Genomic DNA, 15,667 nt, shown 5'->3' on the forward strand with positions numbered 1-15,667 from the left:
GCCGTATTAGCTTATTCCCGCCCGGGCGGACGATCAGACCGAAATGGAGCGATCGGTGGGTGCGACCGGGAACGGCAGAGTCGTCTGACCCTCGAGATAGGCGTCCACCGACGATGCGGCCGCCCGCCCCTCGGCGATCGCCCACACGATCAGCGACTGACCACGACCCGCGTCGCCGGTGACGAACACGCCGGCCTCGCTCGTCTCGTAGGTCTTGTCGCGGACCAGCGCGCCGCGACCGTCGAAAGGCAGTCGCAGCTGCGCCTCGAGCTCGTCGCGCTCGGGGCCCGTGAAGCCGAGCGCCAGGAGGACGAGGTCGGCGGGGATCTCCCGCTCGGTGCCCGCCTTGGGCACCCGGCGGCCGTCGAGGTACTCGGTCTCGGCGACGCGGATCGCCCGCACCTCGCCGACGTCGTTGCGGAGGAACTCCACCGTCGACGCGAGGAACATCCGCTCGCCGCCCTCCTCGTGGGCGCTCGAGACCTCGAACACCGTCGGGAACATGGGCCACGGCTGGGTCTCGGGCCGCTCCTCCGGAGGCTGTTGACCGATGGCGAGGTTCGTGACCGAGAGAGCGCCCTGACGGTGCGCCGTGCCGATGCAGTCCGCGCCGGTGTCGCCGCCCCCGAGGACCACGACGTGCTTGCCCTCTGCGGAGATCTGGTCGACGACGGTGTCGCCTGCACCGACCCGGTTCTGCTGGACGAGGTACTCCATCGCGAAGTGGATGCCCGACAGATCACGGCCCGGGATCGGCAGATCGCGGGGCACCGTGGCCCCGGTGGCCACCACGACGGCGTCGTACCGCGCCCGGAGGTCGTCCCAGGCGATGTCGCGACCGATCTCGACGCCCGCTCGGAAGCGGGTGCCCTCGGCCTGCATCTGCGCGAGACGGAGCTCGATCTGCTTCTTCTCCATCTTGAAGTCCGGGATGCCGTAGCGCAGCAGGCCGCCGATGCGGTCGTCGCGCTCGTAGACGGCGACGGTGTGACCGGCGCGGGTCAGCTGCTGCGCAGCCGCGAGCCCGGCCGGGCCGGACCCCACGACGGCGACGGTCTTGCCGGTCAGACGCTCGGGCGGGTGGGGGGTGACCCAGCCGTTCTGGAACGCCTGGTCGATGATCGAGACCTCGACCTGCTTGATGGTCACGGGCGGCTGGTTGATGCCCAGCACGCACGACGATTCGCAGGGGGCGGGGCAGAGGCGACCGGTGAACTCGGGGAAGTTGTTGGTCGCGTGCAGGCGCTCGATGGCCTGTCGGCCCTCGCCGCGCCACATGAGGTCGTTCCACTCGGGGATCAGGTTGCCGAGCGGGCAGCCCTGATGGCAGAAGGGCACGCCGCAGTCCATGCAGCGGCCGGCCTGCCGGCGGAGCTCGCCCGACTCCTGCTGCTCGTAGACCTCTTTCCAGTCCATGAGCCGCACCGACACGGGACGCCGCTTCGGGAGCTCACGCTTCTGCGTCTTCAGGAATCCCTTGGGATCAGCCACCGGTCACCTCCAGGATTCGCTTCCAAGCTTCGTCGCCATCGGGGTCGAGACCCTCGTCGACGGCCGTCTGCCGGGTGGCGAGGACGGCGGCGTAGTCCCGCGGGAGGACCTTGACGAACTCCGAGACGGTCGTCTCGAGGTCGGCGAGGAGTCTCTCGGCCACGGGCGACCCGGTCTCGGCGAGGTGCCGAGAGAGCAGATCGGTCAGGATCTCGGCGTCGGCGCTGCCGAGCGGGTGGAGCTGCAGCTCGCCGGAGGCGAGCGCGTCGGAGTTGACCCGCTCCGTCCGCAGACGGTGCACGTAGGCCGTGCCTCCGGACATGCCCGCACCGAGGTTCCGGCCGGTGTCGCCGAGGATGACCGCGAGACCACCCGTCATGTACTCGAGCGCGTGGTCGCCGACGCCCTCGACGACGGCGCTGGCACCCGAGTTGCGGACCAGGAAGCGCTCGCCCACGATGCCCCGGATGAACATGCTCCCCCGGGTGGCTCCGTAGCCGATGACGTTGCCCGCGATCACGTTGGCCTCGGCCGTGAACGTGCTCGAGCGGTCGGGACGGACGACGATGTCGCCGCCGGAGAGACCCTTCCCGACGTAGTCGTTGCTGTCACCCTCGAGTCGGAGGGTGATGCCCGCGGGGAGGAACGCCCCCAGCGACTGACCCGCCGAGCCCGTGAGGGTGACGTCGATGCTGCCCTCGGGGAGTCCGTTCTCGCCGTACCGCACGGTGACCTCGTGACCGAGCATCGTGCCGACCGCGCGTTCGGTGTTGCGGATGGGGAGTCGGAGTTCGACCCGCCCGCCGTTCTCGAGCACGGACATGCTCTGCTCGATGAGTCCGACGTCGAAGTGCTTCTCGAGCTCGTGCTCCTGCGGGCGGTGGTTGCGTCGAGGCTCGTCGTCGGCGAACGCCGGACCGACGAGCACCGGCGCGAGGTCGAGACCGGAGGCCTTCCAGTGGTCGATGGCCCGGTCGACGTCGAGCACGTCGGTGCGGCCGATCGCCTCGTCGAGGGAGCGGAATCCCAGCTCGGCCAGGTACTCGCGCACCTCCTGGGCCAAGAACTCGAAGAAGTTGACGACGAACTCGGGCTTGCCCGAGAACCGGGCGCGGAGCTCGGGGTTCTGCGTCGCGACGCCCACCGGGCAGGTGTCGAGATGGCAGACGCGCATCATGATGCAGCCCTCGACGATCAGCGGGGCCGTCGCGAAGCCGAACTCCTCGCCGCCGAGCAGCGCCGCGATCATCACGTCGCGACCCGTCTTCATCTGGCCGTCCACCTGGACGACGACTCGGTCGCGCATGCCGTTCAGCATGAGCGTCTGCTGCGTCTCGGCGAGGCCGATCTCCCAGGGGGTGCCCGCGTGCTTCAGCGAGTTCAACGGGCTGGCACCCGTTCCGCCGTCGTGCCCCGAGACGAGGACGACGTCGGCGAGGGCCTTGGTGACCCCCGCGGCGACCGCGCCGATGCCCGACTGGCTGACGAGCTTCACATGGACCCGAGCGGTCGGATTCGCCCGCTTGACGTCGAAGATCAGCTGCTTGAGGTCTTCGATCGAGTAGATGTCGTGGTGCGGCGGCGGCGAGATGAGACCGACGCCGGGGGTCGCGTGACGAGTCCGGGCGACCCAGGGGTAGACCTTGGTCGGCGGCAGCTGGCCGCCCTCTCCGGGCTTGGCGCCCTGCGCCATCTTCAGCTGGATGTCGGTCGCATGGGTCAGGTACATGCTCGTGACGCCGAAGCGTCCGGATGCGACCTGCTTCACGGCGCTGCGGCGTTCGGGGTCGAGCAGACGCTCGACGTCTTCTCCGCCCTCACCCGTGTTGGACTTGCCGCCCAGACGGTTCATGGCGATCGCGAGAGTCTCGTGCGCCTCCTTCGAGATCGACCCGTAGCTCATCGCACCCGTGGAGAAGCGCTTGACGATGGCCTCGATCGGCTCGACCTCGTCGAGCGGGATCGACGGACGGACGCCGTGCTTGAAGGCGAACATGCCGCGGAGGGTCATGAGGTCTTCGGCCTGGTCGTCGACGAGCTTCGTGTACTCGCGGAAGATGTCGTAGCGGCGGGTGCGCGTCGCGTGCTGCAGACGGAAGACCGTGTCGGGGTTGAAGAGGTGCTTGGGCCCCTCGCGACGCCACTGGTACTCACCGCCCGTCGCCAGACGCTCGTGGGCGACGACGGAGCCGTCGGCCGGGTAGGCGCTGAGGTGACGCTCCTTGTTCTCGGCCGCGATGACGTCGATGCCGATGCCGCCCAGCATCGTCGAGGTGCCCGTGAAGTAGGTGTCGACGAACTCGCGGCTGAGGCCCACGGCCTCGAAGGCCTGCGCCGCCGCGTAGCTCGAGACGGTCGAGATGCCCATCTTCGACATGATCTTCAGCACGCCCTTGCCGAGCGCCTTGATGAGGTTGTGCACGGCGTCTTCGGGCGACAGACCCGTGATCATGCCCGACCGGACGAGGTTCTCGCTGGTCTCCATCGCGAGGTACGGGTTCACCGCCGACGCGCCGTAGCCGATCAGGGTGGCGACGTGGTGGACCTCGCGCACGTCGCCGGCCTCGACGATCAGCCCGACCTTCATCCGGTTCTCGGTGCGGATCAGGTGATGATGCACGGCGGCGATCATCAGAAGCGAGGGCACCGGCGCGAAGTCCTGGTTCGAGTCGCGGTCGGAGAGGACGATGAAGCGCGCCCCGGCCTCGATCGCGTCGTCGACCTCGTTGCACATCGCCGCGATGCGCTTCTCGAGCGCACGAGGTCCCTTGTCGGAGCGGTAGAGACCCCGGATGGTCGACGTGGCGCGCGAGCCGGGGCTCGGGTCGATGTGCTGGATCTTCGCCAGCTCGTCGTTGTCGATGACCGGGAAGTCCAGGATGACCTGGCGCGCATGCTCGGGTGTGGCCGCGAGAAGGTTGCGCTCTGGGCCGAGGCCGAGCTTCAGCGAGGTCACGACCTGCTCGCGGATCGAGTCGAGCGGCGGGTTCGTCACCTGGGCGAACTGCTGCGTGAAGTAGTCGAACAGGAGGCGCGGGCGCTCGGACAGGACGGCGATGGGCGTGTCGCTGCCCATGGCCCCGAGGGGCTCGGCGCCGGTCTTCGCCATCGGGGCGAGGAGGATGCGCACCTCTTCTTCGGTGTATCCGAAGGTCCGCTGGCGCCGCGTCACCGACGCGGGGGTGTGGACGATGTGCTCGCGGTCGGGGAGGTCGGACAGGTGGATGCGCCCCTCGGCCAGCCAGTCGCCGTACGGAGCCTCCGCCGCGAGGTCGCGCTTGATCTCGTCGTCCTCGATGAGTCGCCCGGCCTCGGTGTCGACCAGGAACATCTTGCCGGGGCGCAGGCGCCCCTTGCGGACGACCTTGGCGGGGTCGATGTCGAGGACGCCGATCTCGCTGGCGAGCACGACGAGCCCGTCGTCGGTGACCAGGTAGCGGCCCGGACGGAGACCGTTGCGGTCGAGCGTCGCCCCGACGACGGAGCCGTCGGTGAAGGTGATGGCGGCGGGGCCGTCCCACGCCTCCATGAGCATCGAGTGGTACTCGTAGAAGTCGCGCAGCTCGGGGTCGATGTCGACCTGGTTCTCCCACGCCTCGGGGACCATCATCATGATCGCGTGAGGGAGCGACCGGCCGGTCAGGCTGAGCAGCTCGACCACTTCGTCGAACGAGGCGGAGTCGCTGGCACCCGGGCTGACGATCGGCAGGAGCGGCTTAAGGTCGCCGATCAGCTCGGACTCGAGCTGCGACTGCCTCGCGCGCATCCAGTTGCGGTTGCCGCGGACCGTGTTGATCTCGCCGTTGTGCGCGATCATGCGGAACGGCTGGGCGAGAGGCCACGACGGGAACGTATTCGTCGAGTACCGCGAGTGGACGATGGCCAGCTTCGAGGCGAAGCGCTCGTCGCTGAGGTCGGGGTAGAACGGCTCCAGCTGGAGTGTCGTCACCATGCCCTTGTAGACCATGGTGCGACTGCCGAGGGAGGTGAAGTAGGCGGAGAGCTTGCGCTCGGCGCGCTTCCGCAGACGGAAGGCGCGGCGGTCGAGCTCGACGCCCGACAGGCGCCGACCGTCGGCGCCTCTCTGACGGCTCGCCAGGAAGAGCTGCTCGAAGGCGGGCATGGCGTTGCGCGCCAAGGTCCCGAGTTCGTCCGGGCGCACGGGCACGTCGCGCCACCCGAGCACGTCGAGGTGCTCCAGATCGGCGATGCGCTCGATGCCGGTCTTCAGCTCGGCGCGCTCCTGCTCGTCGAGGGGCAGGTAGGCGATGCCGACCGCGTACTCCCCCGCCTCGGGCAGCTCGAAGTCGACCTCGTCGCGGAAGAACGCGTCGGGGATCTGGCAGAGGATGCCGGCTCCGTCGCCGGTGCCGGCGTCCGATCCGATGGCACCGCGGTGCTCGAGATTGCGCAGGGCGCCGAGGGCCGCGTCGATGATGTCGTGCCCGGCGGTGCCCCGGAGGGTCGCGACCATGGCGAGACCGCAGGCGTCCTTCTCATTGCGGGGGTCATAGAGCCCGACCGCGGAGGGGACCGTGCTGAACTGCTGATGGGCTGGCGTGGGGGCCATGGAATCCGTCCTCACGAAGAGATCCTGTAGGAGTCGGGACGTCGTCGGCCCGTGTCACTGGACGTCGCCGCGGAGGTGCGGCTGACGTCGGTCGCCGACCGGACGGTGGATCGGTTGTCCGGTGGTGCTTCGGCTCAGCGGAGTTGCCCTGACAGCTTGTGGCGGTCGTGAGGTGGTTCTCGATGCGGGAGCGGCTCCGGCTGGAGGGAGGCCGTGACTCGGTCGAGTCGTGGGATCCCTGGCCTGGTGCGGTGGTACCGGGGCGGTGTGCCCTAGGACCGCGGTGTCGTATCGGCGGTGTCGTCCGATGCTCCGACGGCGACGAGTTCGGGGTCGTCGTCGTCCGCTTCCGTGCGTCGCGAGTCTAGCTCAGTGTCGCGATCGATCGGGGACCGCCCCGGGGCGTAGGCGCTGGGCACCCGACCGGGGTGCCGGCGCGTGGCGACCACGTAGATGACGATGCCCAGGAGGATCGCGGCGAAGCTCATCCAGACGTTGGTGCGGATGCCGAAGAAGAGCAGGCTGGGGTCGGTGCGGATCGACTCGAACCAGGCCCGGCCGATGCCATACCAGACGAGGTAGAACGACAGCGCCTTGCCCCATTCGAGGGTCGTCTTGCGCTCGATCAGCAGCAGGATCGCGACACCCGCGAGCATCCACACGATCTCGTAGAGGAACGTCGGGTGGAACAGCGTGCCCTCGGGGAGCCCGGTGGGGTACGCCGGGTTGCTCGACTGGATCTCGAGACCCCAGGGCAGGTCGGTCGGCATGCCGAAGAGCTCGTTGTTGAACCAGTTGCCCAGTCGACCGCAGGCCTGAGCCACGAGGAGCCCGGGGGCCAGGGCGTCGGCGAAGGTCCAGAAGCGCAGACCCGAGTACCGGCAGCCCAGCCAGACGCCGAGGGCGCCGAACAGGAGGGCGCCGTAGATCGCGAGACCGCCCTCCCAGATGAAGAACACGTGGACGTACTGGTCGGGCGACGAGAAGTAGTCGCCCGGGTGCGTGATGACGTGGAAGAAGCGACCGCCGATGATGCCGAGCGGAACGGCGAACAGCATGACGTCGATCACGACGCCGCTCTCGGCCCCGCGGCGCTTCAGGCGCTGGTTCGTGATGATGCCGGCGATGACGATGCCGGCCAGGATGCAGAGGGCGTAGGCGTGGATGCGCAGCGAACCCGGCACCGAGGCGCCGAAGGTCTCGTTGATCCAGGCCGTCACGTCGAAGTACTGCCATTCGGCGGACGGACTCGGGATGCTCAGGGGAACGAACACGGGCGGAAACGCCTTTCACGGGGAACACGGGGTGTCGGCGGGCCGACGCGGGAAGACTCTAGCGCGAGCAGGAGTCAGCGTGAGACGGTGGCGCCCGACGACAGATCGGCTGCGACCTCGGCGAGGGCGTCGAGCCCGCCCTCGGCGAGGGCGCGCACGAAGGCCGAGCCGATGATCGCCCCGTCGGCGTAGGCGAGGACCTCACGCACCTGGGTGGCGGTCGAGATGCCCAGACCGACGCACGCGTACTCGACACCTGCCTCACGAAGGCGGTCGACGAGGGTGTGCGCCGCGGAATCGACGTCGGTGCGGGTGCCGGTGATGCCCATCGTCGACACCGTGTAGACGAATCCGCGGCTGGCCTCCACCGACTGGCGGAGTCGAGCCTCGCTGGAGGACGGCGCGGCGAGGAAGACCCGATCGAGGTCGGCGGCCTCGGCGGCGGCGATCCACGCGGAGCCCTCGTCGGGGATGAGGTCGGGGGTGATGAGACCGGCACCGCCCGCAGCGGCGAGGTCGTCGGCGAAGCGCTGGACGCCGTACTGCTCGACCGGGTTCCAGTACGTCATGACGACGACCGGGGTGTCGACACGGGAGGTGATCTCGCGGACGGCCGTGAAGACGTCGCGGACTCGAAAGCCCTCGGCGAGTGCCTTCTGCGTTGCAGCCTGGATGACCGGTCCGTCCATGACGGGATCGGAGTACGGCATGCCCAGCTCGATGACGTCGATGCCGTTCTCGGCGAGCGTCACGGCGGCCTCGATGCTCGTCGCCAGATCGGGGAACCCCACGGGGAGGTATCCGATCACGGCGCCGGACCCGGCTTCGCGACGAGCTCGGATGGCCGCCGCCACCTTGCTGCCCGTGGGGGCGTCGGCGCCGCTCACAGCTGCTGCGCCTGCTCGTCGAGGACGCCGAAGTAGCGGCTGGCAGTCGCCACGTCTTTGTCGCCTCGGCCGCTCATCGAGACCAGGATCGTCCAGTCGGGGTGACGCTGACCGAGCTTGATCGTGCCGGCGAGGGCGTGCGCCGTCTCGATCGCGGGCAGGATGCCCTCGGTCTGAGTGAGGAGCTTGAACGCGGCCATCGCCTCGGCGTCGGTCACGGGCTCGTAGTGGGCCCGTCCGCTCTCGGCGAGCCAGGCGTGCTCGGGCCCGACGCTCGGGTAGTCGAGGCCGGCCGAGATCGAGTGGCTCTCGAGCGTCTGCCCGTCTTCGTCTTGCATGAGGTACGACTTAGTGCCCTGCAGGTTGCCGATCCGACCCAGGGTGATCGACGCCGCGTGACGACCGGTCTCCACGCCGTCTCCCCCGGCCTCGTAGCCCCAGAGCTCGACCGAGGGGTCGTCGAGGAACGCGTGGAAGATGCCCATGGCGTTCGACCCGCCGCCGACGCACGCCGTGACGGCGTCCGGGAGCGACCCGGTGAGCGCCAGGACCTGCTCGCGAGCCTCTTCGCCGATGATCTTGTGGAAGTCGCGCACCATCGCCGGGAAGGGGTGCGGACCGGCGACCGTGCCGAGGACGTAGTGCGTGGTGTCGACGCTGGCGACCCAGTCGCGCATCGCGTCGTTGATGGCGTCCTTCAGCGTGCGCGACCCGGTCGTGACCGAGACGACCTCGGCCCCGAGGAGGCGCATGCGGGCCACGTTGAGGGCCTGACGTTCGGTGTCGACCTGGCCCATGTACACGACGCAGGACATGCCGAACAGGGCGGCCGCGGTGGCGGTCGCCACACCGTGCTGCCCGGCGCCCGTCTCGGCGATCAGCCGGGTCTTGCCCAGCTTGCGGGCGAGCAGCGCCTGTCCGAGCACGTTGTTGATCTTGTGCGAACCCGTGTGGTTCAGGTCTTCGCGCTTCAGGATGACGCGCGCCCCGCCGGCGTGCTCGGCGAAGCGCGGGACCTCGGTGATGATCGAGGGTCGACCCGTGTACGTCGCGTGCAGGGCACGGAGCTCCGCCTGGAACTCGGGATCGACCGCCGCGGCCTTGTAGGCCGAGTCGAGTTCGTCGAGTGCAGCCACCAGGGATTCGGGGACGAAGCGCCCCCCGAAGGAGCCGAAGTAGGGCCCCGTCTCGTCGCGCAGTGCCATCAGACCTCCAGGAAGCGGGTGAGTGCGTCGACCGGGTCGCCGTGCGTGACGAGGGCCTCGCCCACGAGCACGACATCGGCGCCGGCGCGACGGTAGTGGGCGACGTCGTCGGGTGACGCGACGGCGGATTCGGCGACGCGGACGACACCGGACGGGATGCCGTCGGCGAGTCGACCGAACAGATCGCGGTCGAGTTCGAACGTCGAGAGGTCGCGGGCGTTCACGCCGAGCAGCTCGGCGCCGGCGTCGAGACCGCGTCGGACCTCGTCGGCCGAGTGGGTCTCGATCAGCGCGGTCATACCGAGCGACCGCACGAGCTCGTGCAGCTCGACGAGTCTGGGCTGCGAGAGGCCGGCGACAATGAGGAGGACCAGATCGGCGCCTGCGGCACGCGCCTCGAAGACCTGGTACGGGTCGGCGATGAAGTCCTTGCGGAGCACGGGGACGTCGACGACCTGTCGGACGGCCTCGAGATCGGCGAGGGTGCCCTTGAATCGGCGGCCCTCGGTGAGGACGCTGATCGCGCTGGCCCCACCCGTCGCGTACGAGACGGCGAGGGAGGCGGGATCGGCGATGTCGGACAGATCGCCGCGGGACGGGCTGGCCCGCTTCACCTCGGCGATGATCTTGACGCGTTCGTCGGGTCGGAGCGCGGCCAGGGCGTCGAGTGCCGCAGGACGTTCGAGGGCGGCCGCCTCGACCGACGCGAACGGCACCAGCTCACGCCGGGCCTCGGCATCGGCCAGGGAGCCGGCGTAGAGGTCTTCCAGCACTTAGTTGTGCGCCTTCGGGACATAGCGGTGACCGCCGACGCCGTACCCGACGCGCTTGAGCACGAGCCCGACGACGAGCCCGACGATCACGAGCCCGGCGGAGGCCCAGACGATCCACGGGATGGCGAGGAAGAAGGCGACGGTGCCGATGGAGAAAGCGACCAGCATGATGATCACAGCCGTCCACGCGGCGGGCGAGTTGCCGTGACCGAGGTCTTCGGCGGCCTCGTGGCGGTCGTCGGGCTTCGTCTGAATGCTCACGGTGCTCCTTGGATCAAGATGGGACGCGACGAGTCTACCGGCTGCGGGCCGTCTCGTCGGGACTCTCGGTGGGGTCGTCCCCGCTCGAGAGGGTGTCCCAGGCGGCGGCCGGGTCGGTCGCGGGATCGGCGGCCACGAGCCGGGTCGCCGAGTACTTCCGGGTGGCCTGGGGCCACATCCCCGAGAGGACGACGACAGCGACGCCGAGCAGCGCCGAGACGATGCCGGTCACCAGCGCCACCCACGGCCAGGGCGTGGCCGAGACGGAGTCGACGAGCGACACGAGCGACTCGGCCCCCTCGACGCCGGTCGCCGTGGTGATGGGGGTTCCGGAGGCGCCGATCGGGTCAGCCAGGGATGTTCCGGCCCCGAGGGCGACGCAGACGCCGAGCAGGGTCTGCAGCACGCCGAGCACGATGCGGAAGACCCGACCCGCGATGGTCAGCGCGGCGAACAGGGCGAGGCTCGCGAGCGAGAGCGCCGACAGGGCGCCGCCGGCGACGTCTCCGCTGGCCGTCACGCGGTCGGAACCGCCCTGGGGCAGGCTGATCACGAGTTCGAACCACGGCTGCGTCCAGGCGAGGAGCACCACGGCGGCCAGGAGGATCCCGAGCAGGATCGTCGTGAGCTTGATGCGGCGGGCGCTCATCAGACGAGCCTCGTCATGGCGTTGGCCACGGCCACGGCACGCAAGGGGGCCGCGGCCTTGTTGCGCGCCTCCTCGTTCTCCGCGACGGGATCGCTGTCGGCGACGAGACCGGCGCCGGCCTGGACCCGCGCCGTGCCGCCCTGCAGGAGCACGGTGCGGATGGCGATCGCGACGTCGGCCGAACCGGCGAAGTCGAAGTAGCCCACGACCCCGCCGTAGACCCCCCGCTGCGCCGGTTCGAGCTCGTCGATGATCTCGAGGGCGCGGGGCTTGGGCGCGCCCGACAGGGTGCCTGCGGGGAACGTGGCCCGGAAGGCGTCGATGGCGTTGCGCCCCCGAGCGAGATCCCCCTCGACGCTCGACACGAGGTGCATGATGTGGCTGAAGCGCTCGACCTGCATGAACTCGGTCACCTCGACGGAACCCGGGGTGCAGACCTTGAGCAGGTCGTTGCGGGCGAGATCGACGAGCATCAGGTGCTCGGCTCGCTCCTTCTGGTCGGAGGCCAGCTGGTCGGCGAGCAGCTGATCCTCCTCGGGGTTGCCGCCACGCGGCTTCGAACCGGCGATGGGGTGCGTGTAGGCGCGCCGTCCGTCGACCTTGACCAGGGCCTCGGGCGACGATCCGACGATCGAGTAGGGCCGACCGTCGACGTCGTCGAGGCTCACGAGGTACATGTAAGGGCTCGGGTTGAGAGTGCGGAGGACGCGATAGACGTCGAGCGGATCGGCCGTGAGCTCGTGGTCGAACCGCTGCGACACGACCACCTGGAAGACGTCGCCGTCGCGGATGTACTGCTTCGACCGCTCGATGGCCTCCCCGTACTCGGCGTCGCTCGTGCGTCGGACCGGGTCGGGGGCGATCGTGAGATCGACGTCGGAGAGGAACGCCTCGCTGGGCTCGGCCAGACGACTCTGCAGACCGTCGAGGCGCGACTGCGCGTCGGCCCACAGGGCGTCGGAGGTGTCGGTCTCGTCGTTCAGCACCGTGGCGATCAGCATGACGGCGCCAGTGCGGTGATCGAGCGCCACCAGCTCGCTCACGAAGCTGAGGGCCTGGGACGGGACCTCGAACTCGGCGGGCGGCGCGTCGGGCAGCGACTCGAGCTCGCGGACGGCCTCCCAGCCGATGAAGCCGACGAGCCCACCGGTCAGGGGCGGCAGCTCGCGGAGGCGCGGCGTCTGCCAGCGCTCGAAGAGCGCGGAGAGCACCTCGAGGGGTCGCCCGGTCGTATCGCCCAGCGCACGCTCGCGGCTCATGCCGTAGTCGATCCATTCGACGTCGTCTCCGCGGGTGGTGAGCACGCCGAAGGAGGACACACCGACGAACGACCAGCGCGACCAGATGCCGCCCTGCTCGGCGGACTCCAGCAGGAACGTGCCGGGTCGCCCCGCCGCGAGCTTCCGGTAGACGCCCACCGGCGTCTCGCCGTCGCCGAAGAGGTCGCGGACGACCGGGACGACGCGGTGGCCGGACAGGGCCGCGTCGAACTCGGCCCGGGAGGTGGTGCCCCGGTCAGACACGAGGATCTCCGTCGATCGACGTGGCCGTGACCGGCGACAACGGGCCGACCTCGAAGCAGGAGTGCGCGCCGGTGTGACAGGCGGCCCCGATCTGCTCGACGGTGACGAGCAGGACGTCGTCGTCGCAGTCGAGCGCCGCCGAGCGGACGAACTGCGCGTGACCCGAGGTGTCGCCCTTCCGCCAGTACTCCTGACGGGACCGCGACCAGAAGGTGACCCGGCCCTCGGTCAGCGTGCGGATCAACGCCTCGGCGTCCATCCAGCCCATCATGAGGACGTCTCGGGAGGACTCCTCCTGGATGATGGCGGGCAGCAGCCCGGCCGAGTCGAAGCGCGCACGAGCGACGATGGGCGCGGCGGACTCGCGGGTGAGGGGGGCGGTCATGAGTGCTCCTGCGATCGACGGACCAGGATGCCGGACGCCGCCAGCTCGCGCTTGACGTCGTCGACGGTCAGCTGACCGGTGTGGAAGACGGAGGCGGCGAGCACCGCGTCGGCGCCCGCCTGGATGGCGGGGGCGAAGTGCTCGACCGCACCCGCGCCTCCTGAAGCGACGACGGGGACACGGCTGACGGCGCGCATCGACGCGACCAGCTCGAGGTCGAAGCCCTCACGGGTGCCGTCGGCGTCGATCGAGTTGACGAGGAGCTCGCCGGCACCGCGCTCGACCGCCTCTCGTGCCCAGACCAGCGCGTCGAGATCGGTCTCGGTGCGGCCGCCGTGGGTCGTCACCACGAAGCCGGACGGGGTTCGCGGGGAGCGCTTCACGTCGAGCGAGAGCACCACGGCCTGGGCGCCGAAGCGGTCGGCGATCTCGCCGACGAGGGCCGGTCGGGCGATCGCCGCGCTGTTGATGCCGATCTTGTCGGCACCCGCGGCCTGCAGACGCGAGACGTCGTCGGTCGAGCGGACCCCGCCCCCGACCGTGAGCGGGATGAAGACCTGCTCGGCCGTGGCGCGGACCACGTCGTACATGGTCGCGCGCTCGTCGACCGTCGCGGTGACGTCGAGGAAGGTGATCTCGTCGGCACCCTGCTCGTAGTAGGTGCGCGCGAGCTCGACGGGGTCGCCCGCGTCTCGGAGATCGAGGAAGTTGACGCCCTTGACGACGCGACCGGCCGCCACGTCGAGGCACGGGATGACCCGGACGGCCAGCGTCGGGTCGGCGGCGGTCATCTCAGAGCCTCGCGGCGTGGATCGGGCTGACGAGGATGGCCCGGGCGCCGAGGTCGTAGAGGGCGTCCATCACCTGGTTCGTGTCGGTCCGCTTCACCATCACCCGCACGGCCGCCCACTCGGCGTCGTGGAGGGGCGCGACCGTCGGGGACTCCATGCCCGGCGCGATCGCCGTCGCGGCGTCGAGCTTGGAGACCGGGATGTCGTAGTCCATCATCACGTACTGCCTCGCCACGAGCACGCCCTGCAGGCGGCGGTGCAGCACGGCCAGCCCGTCGACGCTCTCGTCGGAGGCGATGAGCACGGCCGTCGACTCGAGGATGACGGGGCCGAAGATCTCGAGGCCCGCCGCCCGGAGGGTGCCGCCGGTCGACACGACGTCGGCCACGGCGTCGGCGACGCCGAGGCGGACTGCGCTCTCGACCGCACCGTCGAGACCGACGAGGTTCGCGGTCACCCCGTGCGAGGCGAGGAACGAGCCGACGAGACCCGCGTAGCTCGTGGCGACCCGGGTGCCCTGCAGCTCACGCAGGTCGGTGAACCGCCCGGGAGGACCGGCGAAGCGGAAGGTCGAGCCGCCGAAGTCGAGAGGGGCGACCTCGTGCGCGGGCGAGTGCGAGTCGAGGAGGAGGTCGCGGCCCGTGATGCCGACGTCGAGCGCACCCGAGCCGACGTAGGTCGCGATGTCGCGCGGACGGAGGTAGAAGAACTCGACGCCGTTGCGAGGGTCCTCGACGTGGAGCGTGCGGGTGTCGCGGCGACCCGTGTACCCGGCCTCGCCGAGCATGGCCGTCGCGGTCTCGCTGAGGGAGCCCTTGTTGGGCACTGCTACGCGGAGCATGTGGTGACTCTGTTCTCTCTGGTCGGCCCGTCGGGGCCGGATGACGTCGGACCGCCGGTGGACGACGGTCTCGCGGGGCTGCGGAGACGGATCAGAGATGTCGGTACACGTCGGCGGGGGTCAGCCCCTTGGCGAGCATCAGCACCTGCAGGTGGTAGAGCAGCTGCGAGATCTCTTCGGAGGTCGCCGTGTCGCCCTCGTACTCGGCGGCCATCCACACCTCGGCGGCCTCTTCTACGATCTTCTTGCCGATCTGGTGCACGCCCGCATCGAACTCAGCCACCGTTCCCGACCCCTGGGGGCGGTCGCGGACCTTGTCGCTGAGCTCTGCGAACAGTTCGTCGAAGGTCTTCACGAGGTCAAGGCTACCGTCGCGGCAGCGGCACGGAGAGCCGCGATGCGCTCCGACGGCTCGCCGCCGTAGACGGCCGAGCCGGCGACGACCGTATCGGCCCCGTTCGCGACCGCCGTGACGATCGTCGTGACGTCGATGCCGCCGTCGACCTCGAGCCAGACGTCGAGCCCGGACCGGTCGACAGCCTCACGAGCGCGGGCCAGCTTGGGCATGGTCTCGGTCATGAACGACTGGCCGCCGAAACCGGGCTCGACCGTCATGACGAGGATCATGTCGAACTCGTCGAGCGTCTCGAGGTACGGCGCGATGTCGGTGCCGGGCTTCACGGCGACGGAGGCGCGAGCCCCCGTGCTGCGGATCGCGCGCGCCGTGGCGACGGGATCGGCGGCGGCCTCGGCCGAGAACGTCACGGAGAACGCACCGAGCTCGGCGTACCGAGGAGCCCAGCGGTCGGCGTCGTCGACCATCAGATGCACGTCGAGAGGCAGCGGACTGACCTGCTGGAGGCGCTCGACCACCGGGAGCCCGAGCGTCAGGTTCGGCACGAAGTGGCCGTCCATGACGTCGACGTGGACGAGATCGGCGTCGCCGATGCGATGGAGGTCGCGCTCGAGGTTGGCGAAGTCGGCCGAGAGGATGCTGGGGCTGATGCGGACGGACAC

Annotated in this window: 14 protein-coding genes; all 14 read right to left on the reverse strand. The window is 69.9% G+C overall.

Annotated elements, in window-relative coordinates; translation table 11 throughout:
- Nucleotides 1-33: 33 nt before the first annotated feature.
- Complete coding sequence (locus ACZ6JE_RS03750) at nt 34-1,491, reverse strand: glutamate synthase subunit beta (protein WP_463462711.1); 1,458 nt, start codon at nt 1,489-1,491, stop codon at nt 34-36.
- Complete coding sequence (gene gltB / locus ACZ6JE_RS03755) at nt 1,484-6,061, reverse strand: glutamate synthase large subunit (protein ID WP_192060332.1); 4,578 nt, start codon at nt 6,059-6,061, stop codon at nt 1,484-1,486. The genes ACZ6JE_RS03750 and gltB overlap by 8 nt, the downstream gene beginning before the upstream one ends.
- A gap of 272 nt (nt 6,062-6,333) precedes the next feature.
- The gene (lgt, locus tag ACZ6JE_RS03760) at nt 6,334-7,335 is read right to left on the reverse strand and encodes a prolipoprotein diacylglyceryl transferase (RefSeq protein ID WP_243213403.1); all 1,002 of its coding nucleotides are present in this window, start codon (nt 7,333-7,335) and stop codon (nt 6,334-6,336) included.
- A 74-nt stretch (nt 7,336-7,409) separates the two neighbouring features.
- A complete protein-coding gene (gene trpA / locus ACZ6JE_RS03765; RefSeq protein WP_374231363.1) occupies nt 7,410-8,222 on the reverse strand; it encodes a tryptophan synthase subunit alpha in 813 nt (270 codons plus the stop codon).
- On the reverse strand, nt 8,219-9,427 hold the full coding sequence (trpB, locus tag ACZ6JE_RS03770; RefSeq protein ID WP_243213402.1) for a tryptophan synthase subunit beta: 1,209 nt from the start codon (nt 9,425-9,427) through the stop codon (nt 8,219-8,221). The genes trpA and trpB overlap by 4 nt, the downstream gene beginning before the upstream one ends.
- Nucleotides 9,427-10,200: an indole-3-glycerol phosphate synthase TrpC gene (gene trpC, locus ACZ6JE_RS03775; protein WP_192060331.1), complete on the reverse strand. Its 774-nt coding sequence runs from the start codon at nt 10,198-10,200 to the stop codon at nt 9,427-9,429. The genes trpB and trpC overlap by 1 nt, the downstream gene beginning before the upstream one ends.
- A complete protein-coding gene (locus tag ACZ6JE_RS03780; RefSeq protein WP_192060587.1) occupies nt 10,201-10,455 on the reverse strand; it encodes a DUF6704 family protein in 255 nt (84 codons plus the stop codon). It lies immediately after the preceding gene.
- A gap of 40 nt (nt 10,456-10,495) precedes the next feature.
- The gene (locus tag ACZ6JE_RS03785; protein WP_243213398.1) at nt 10,496-11,110 is read right to left on the reverse strand and encodes a Trp biosynthesis-associated membrane protein; all 615 of its coding nucleotides are present in this window, start codon (nt 11,108-11,110) and stop codon (nt 10,496-10,498) included.
- A complete protein-coding gene (locus ACZ6JE_RS03790) occupies nt 11,110-12,639 on the reverse strand; it encodes an anthranilate synthase component I (protein WP_464318307.1) in 1,530 nt (509 codons plus the stop codon). The genes ACZ6JE_RS03785 and ACZ6JE_RS03790 overlap by 1 nt, the downstream gene beginning before the upstream one ends.
- Nucleotides 12,626-13,018, reverse strand: coding sequence for a phosphoribosyl-AMP cyclohydrolase (hisI, locus tag ACZ6JE_RS03795; RefSeq protein WP_192060329.1), 393 nt, complete (start codon nt 13,016-13,018; stop codon nt 12,626-12,628). Before hisI ends, ACZ6JE_RS03790 begins: the two co-directional genes overlap by 14 nt.
- Complete coding sequence (hisF, locus tag ACZ6JE_RS03800; protein WP_320477182.1) at nt 13,015-13,809, reverse strand: imidazole glycerol phosphate synthase subunit HisF; 795 nt, start codon at nt 13,807-13,809, stop codon at nt 13,015-13,017. Before hisF ends, hisI begins: the two co-directional genes overlap by 4 nt.
- A 1-nt stretch (nt 13,810) precedes the next feature.
- On the reverse strand, nt 13,811-14,650 hold the full coding sequence (hisG, locus tag ACZ6JE_RS03805; protein WP_243213393.1) for an ATP phosphoribosyltransferase: 840 nt from the start codon (nt 14,648-14,650) through the stop codon (nt 13,811-13,813).
- 91 nt (nt 14,651-14,741) lie between these two features.
- Complete coding sequence (locus tag ACZ6JE_RS03810) at nt 14,742-15,005, reverse strand: phosphoribosyl-ATP diphosphatase (RefSeq protein WP_320477181.1); 264 nt, start codon at nt 15,003-15,005, stop codon at nt 14,742-14,744.
- Nucleotides 15,002-15,667: a ribulose-phosphate 3-epimerase gene (gene rpe, locus ACZ6JE_RS03815; protein WP_192060325.1), complete on the reverse strand. Its 666-nt coding sequence runs from the start codon at nt 15,665-15,667 to the stop codon at nt 15,002-15,004. Before rpe ends, ACZ6JE_RS03810 begins: the two co-directional genes overlap by 4 nt.

Source organism: Frigoribacterium sp. AC759, from assembly GCF_979256015.1.

Bases quoted from the DNA above. Each gene is read 5' to 3' on its own strand.
- gltB (WP_192060332.1), bottom strand. From the start codon at position 6,061: ATGGCCCCCACGCCAGCCCATCAGCAGTTCAGCACGGTCCCCTCCGCG.
- trpB (WP_243213402.1), bottom strand. From the start codon at position 9,427: ATGGCACTGCGCGACGAGACGGGGCCCTACTTCGGCTCCTTCGGGGGG.
- ACZ6JE_RS03785 (WP_243213398.1), bottom strand. From the start codon at position 11,110: ATGAGCGCCCGCCGCATCAAGCTCACGACGATCCTGCTCGGGATCCTC.
- hisI (WP_192060329.1), bottom strand. From the start codon at position 13,018: ATGACCGCCCCCCTCACCCGCGAGTCCGCCGCGCCCATCGTCGCTCGT.
- hisF (WP_320477182.1), bottom strand. From the start codon at position 13,809: ATGACCGCCGCCGACCCGACGCTGGCCGTCCGGGTCATCCCGTGCCTC.
- hisG (WP_243213393.1), bottom strand. From the start codon at position 14,650: ATGCTCCGCGTAGCAGTGCCCAACAAGGGCTCCCTCAGCGAGACCGCG.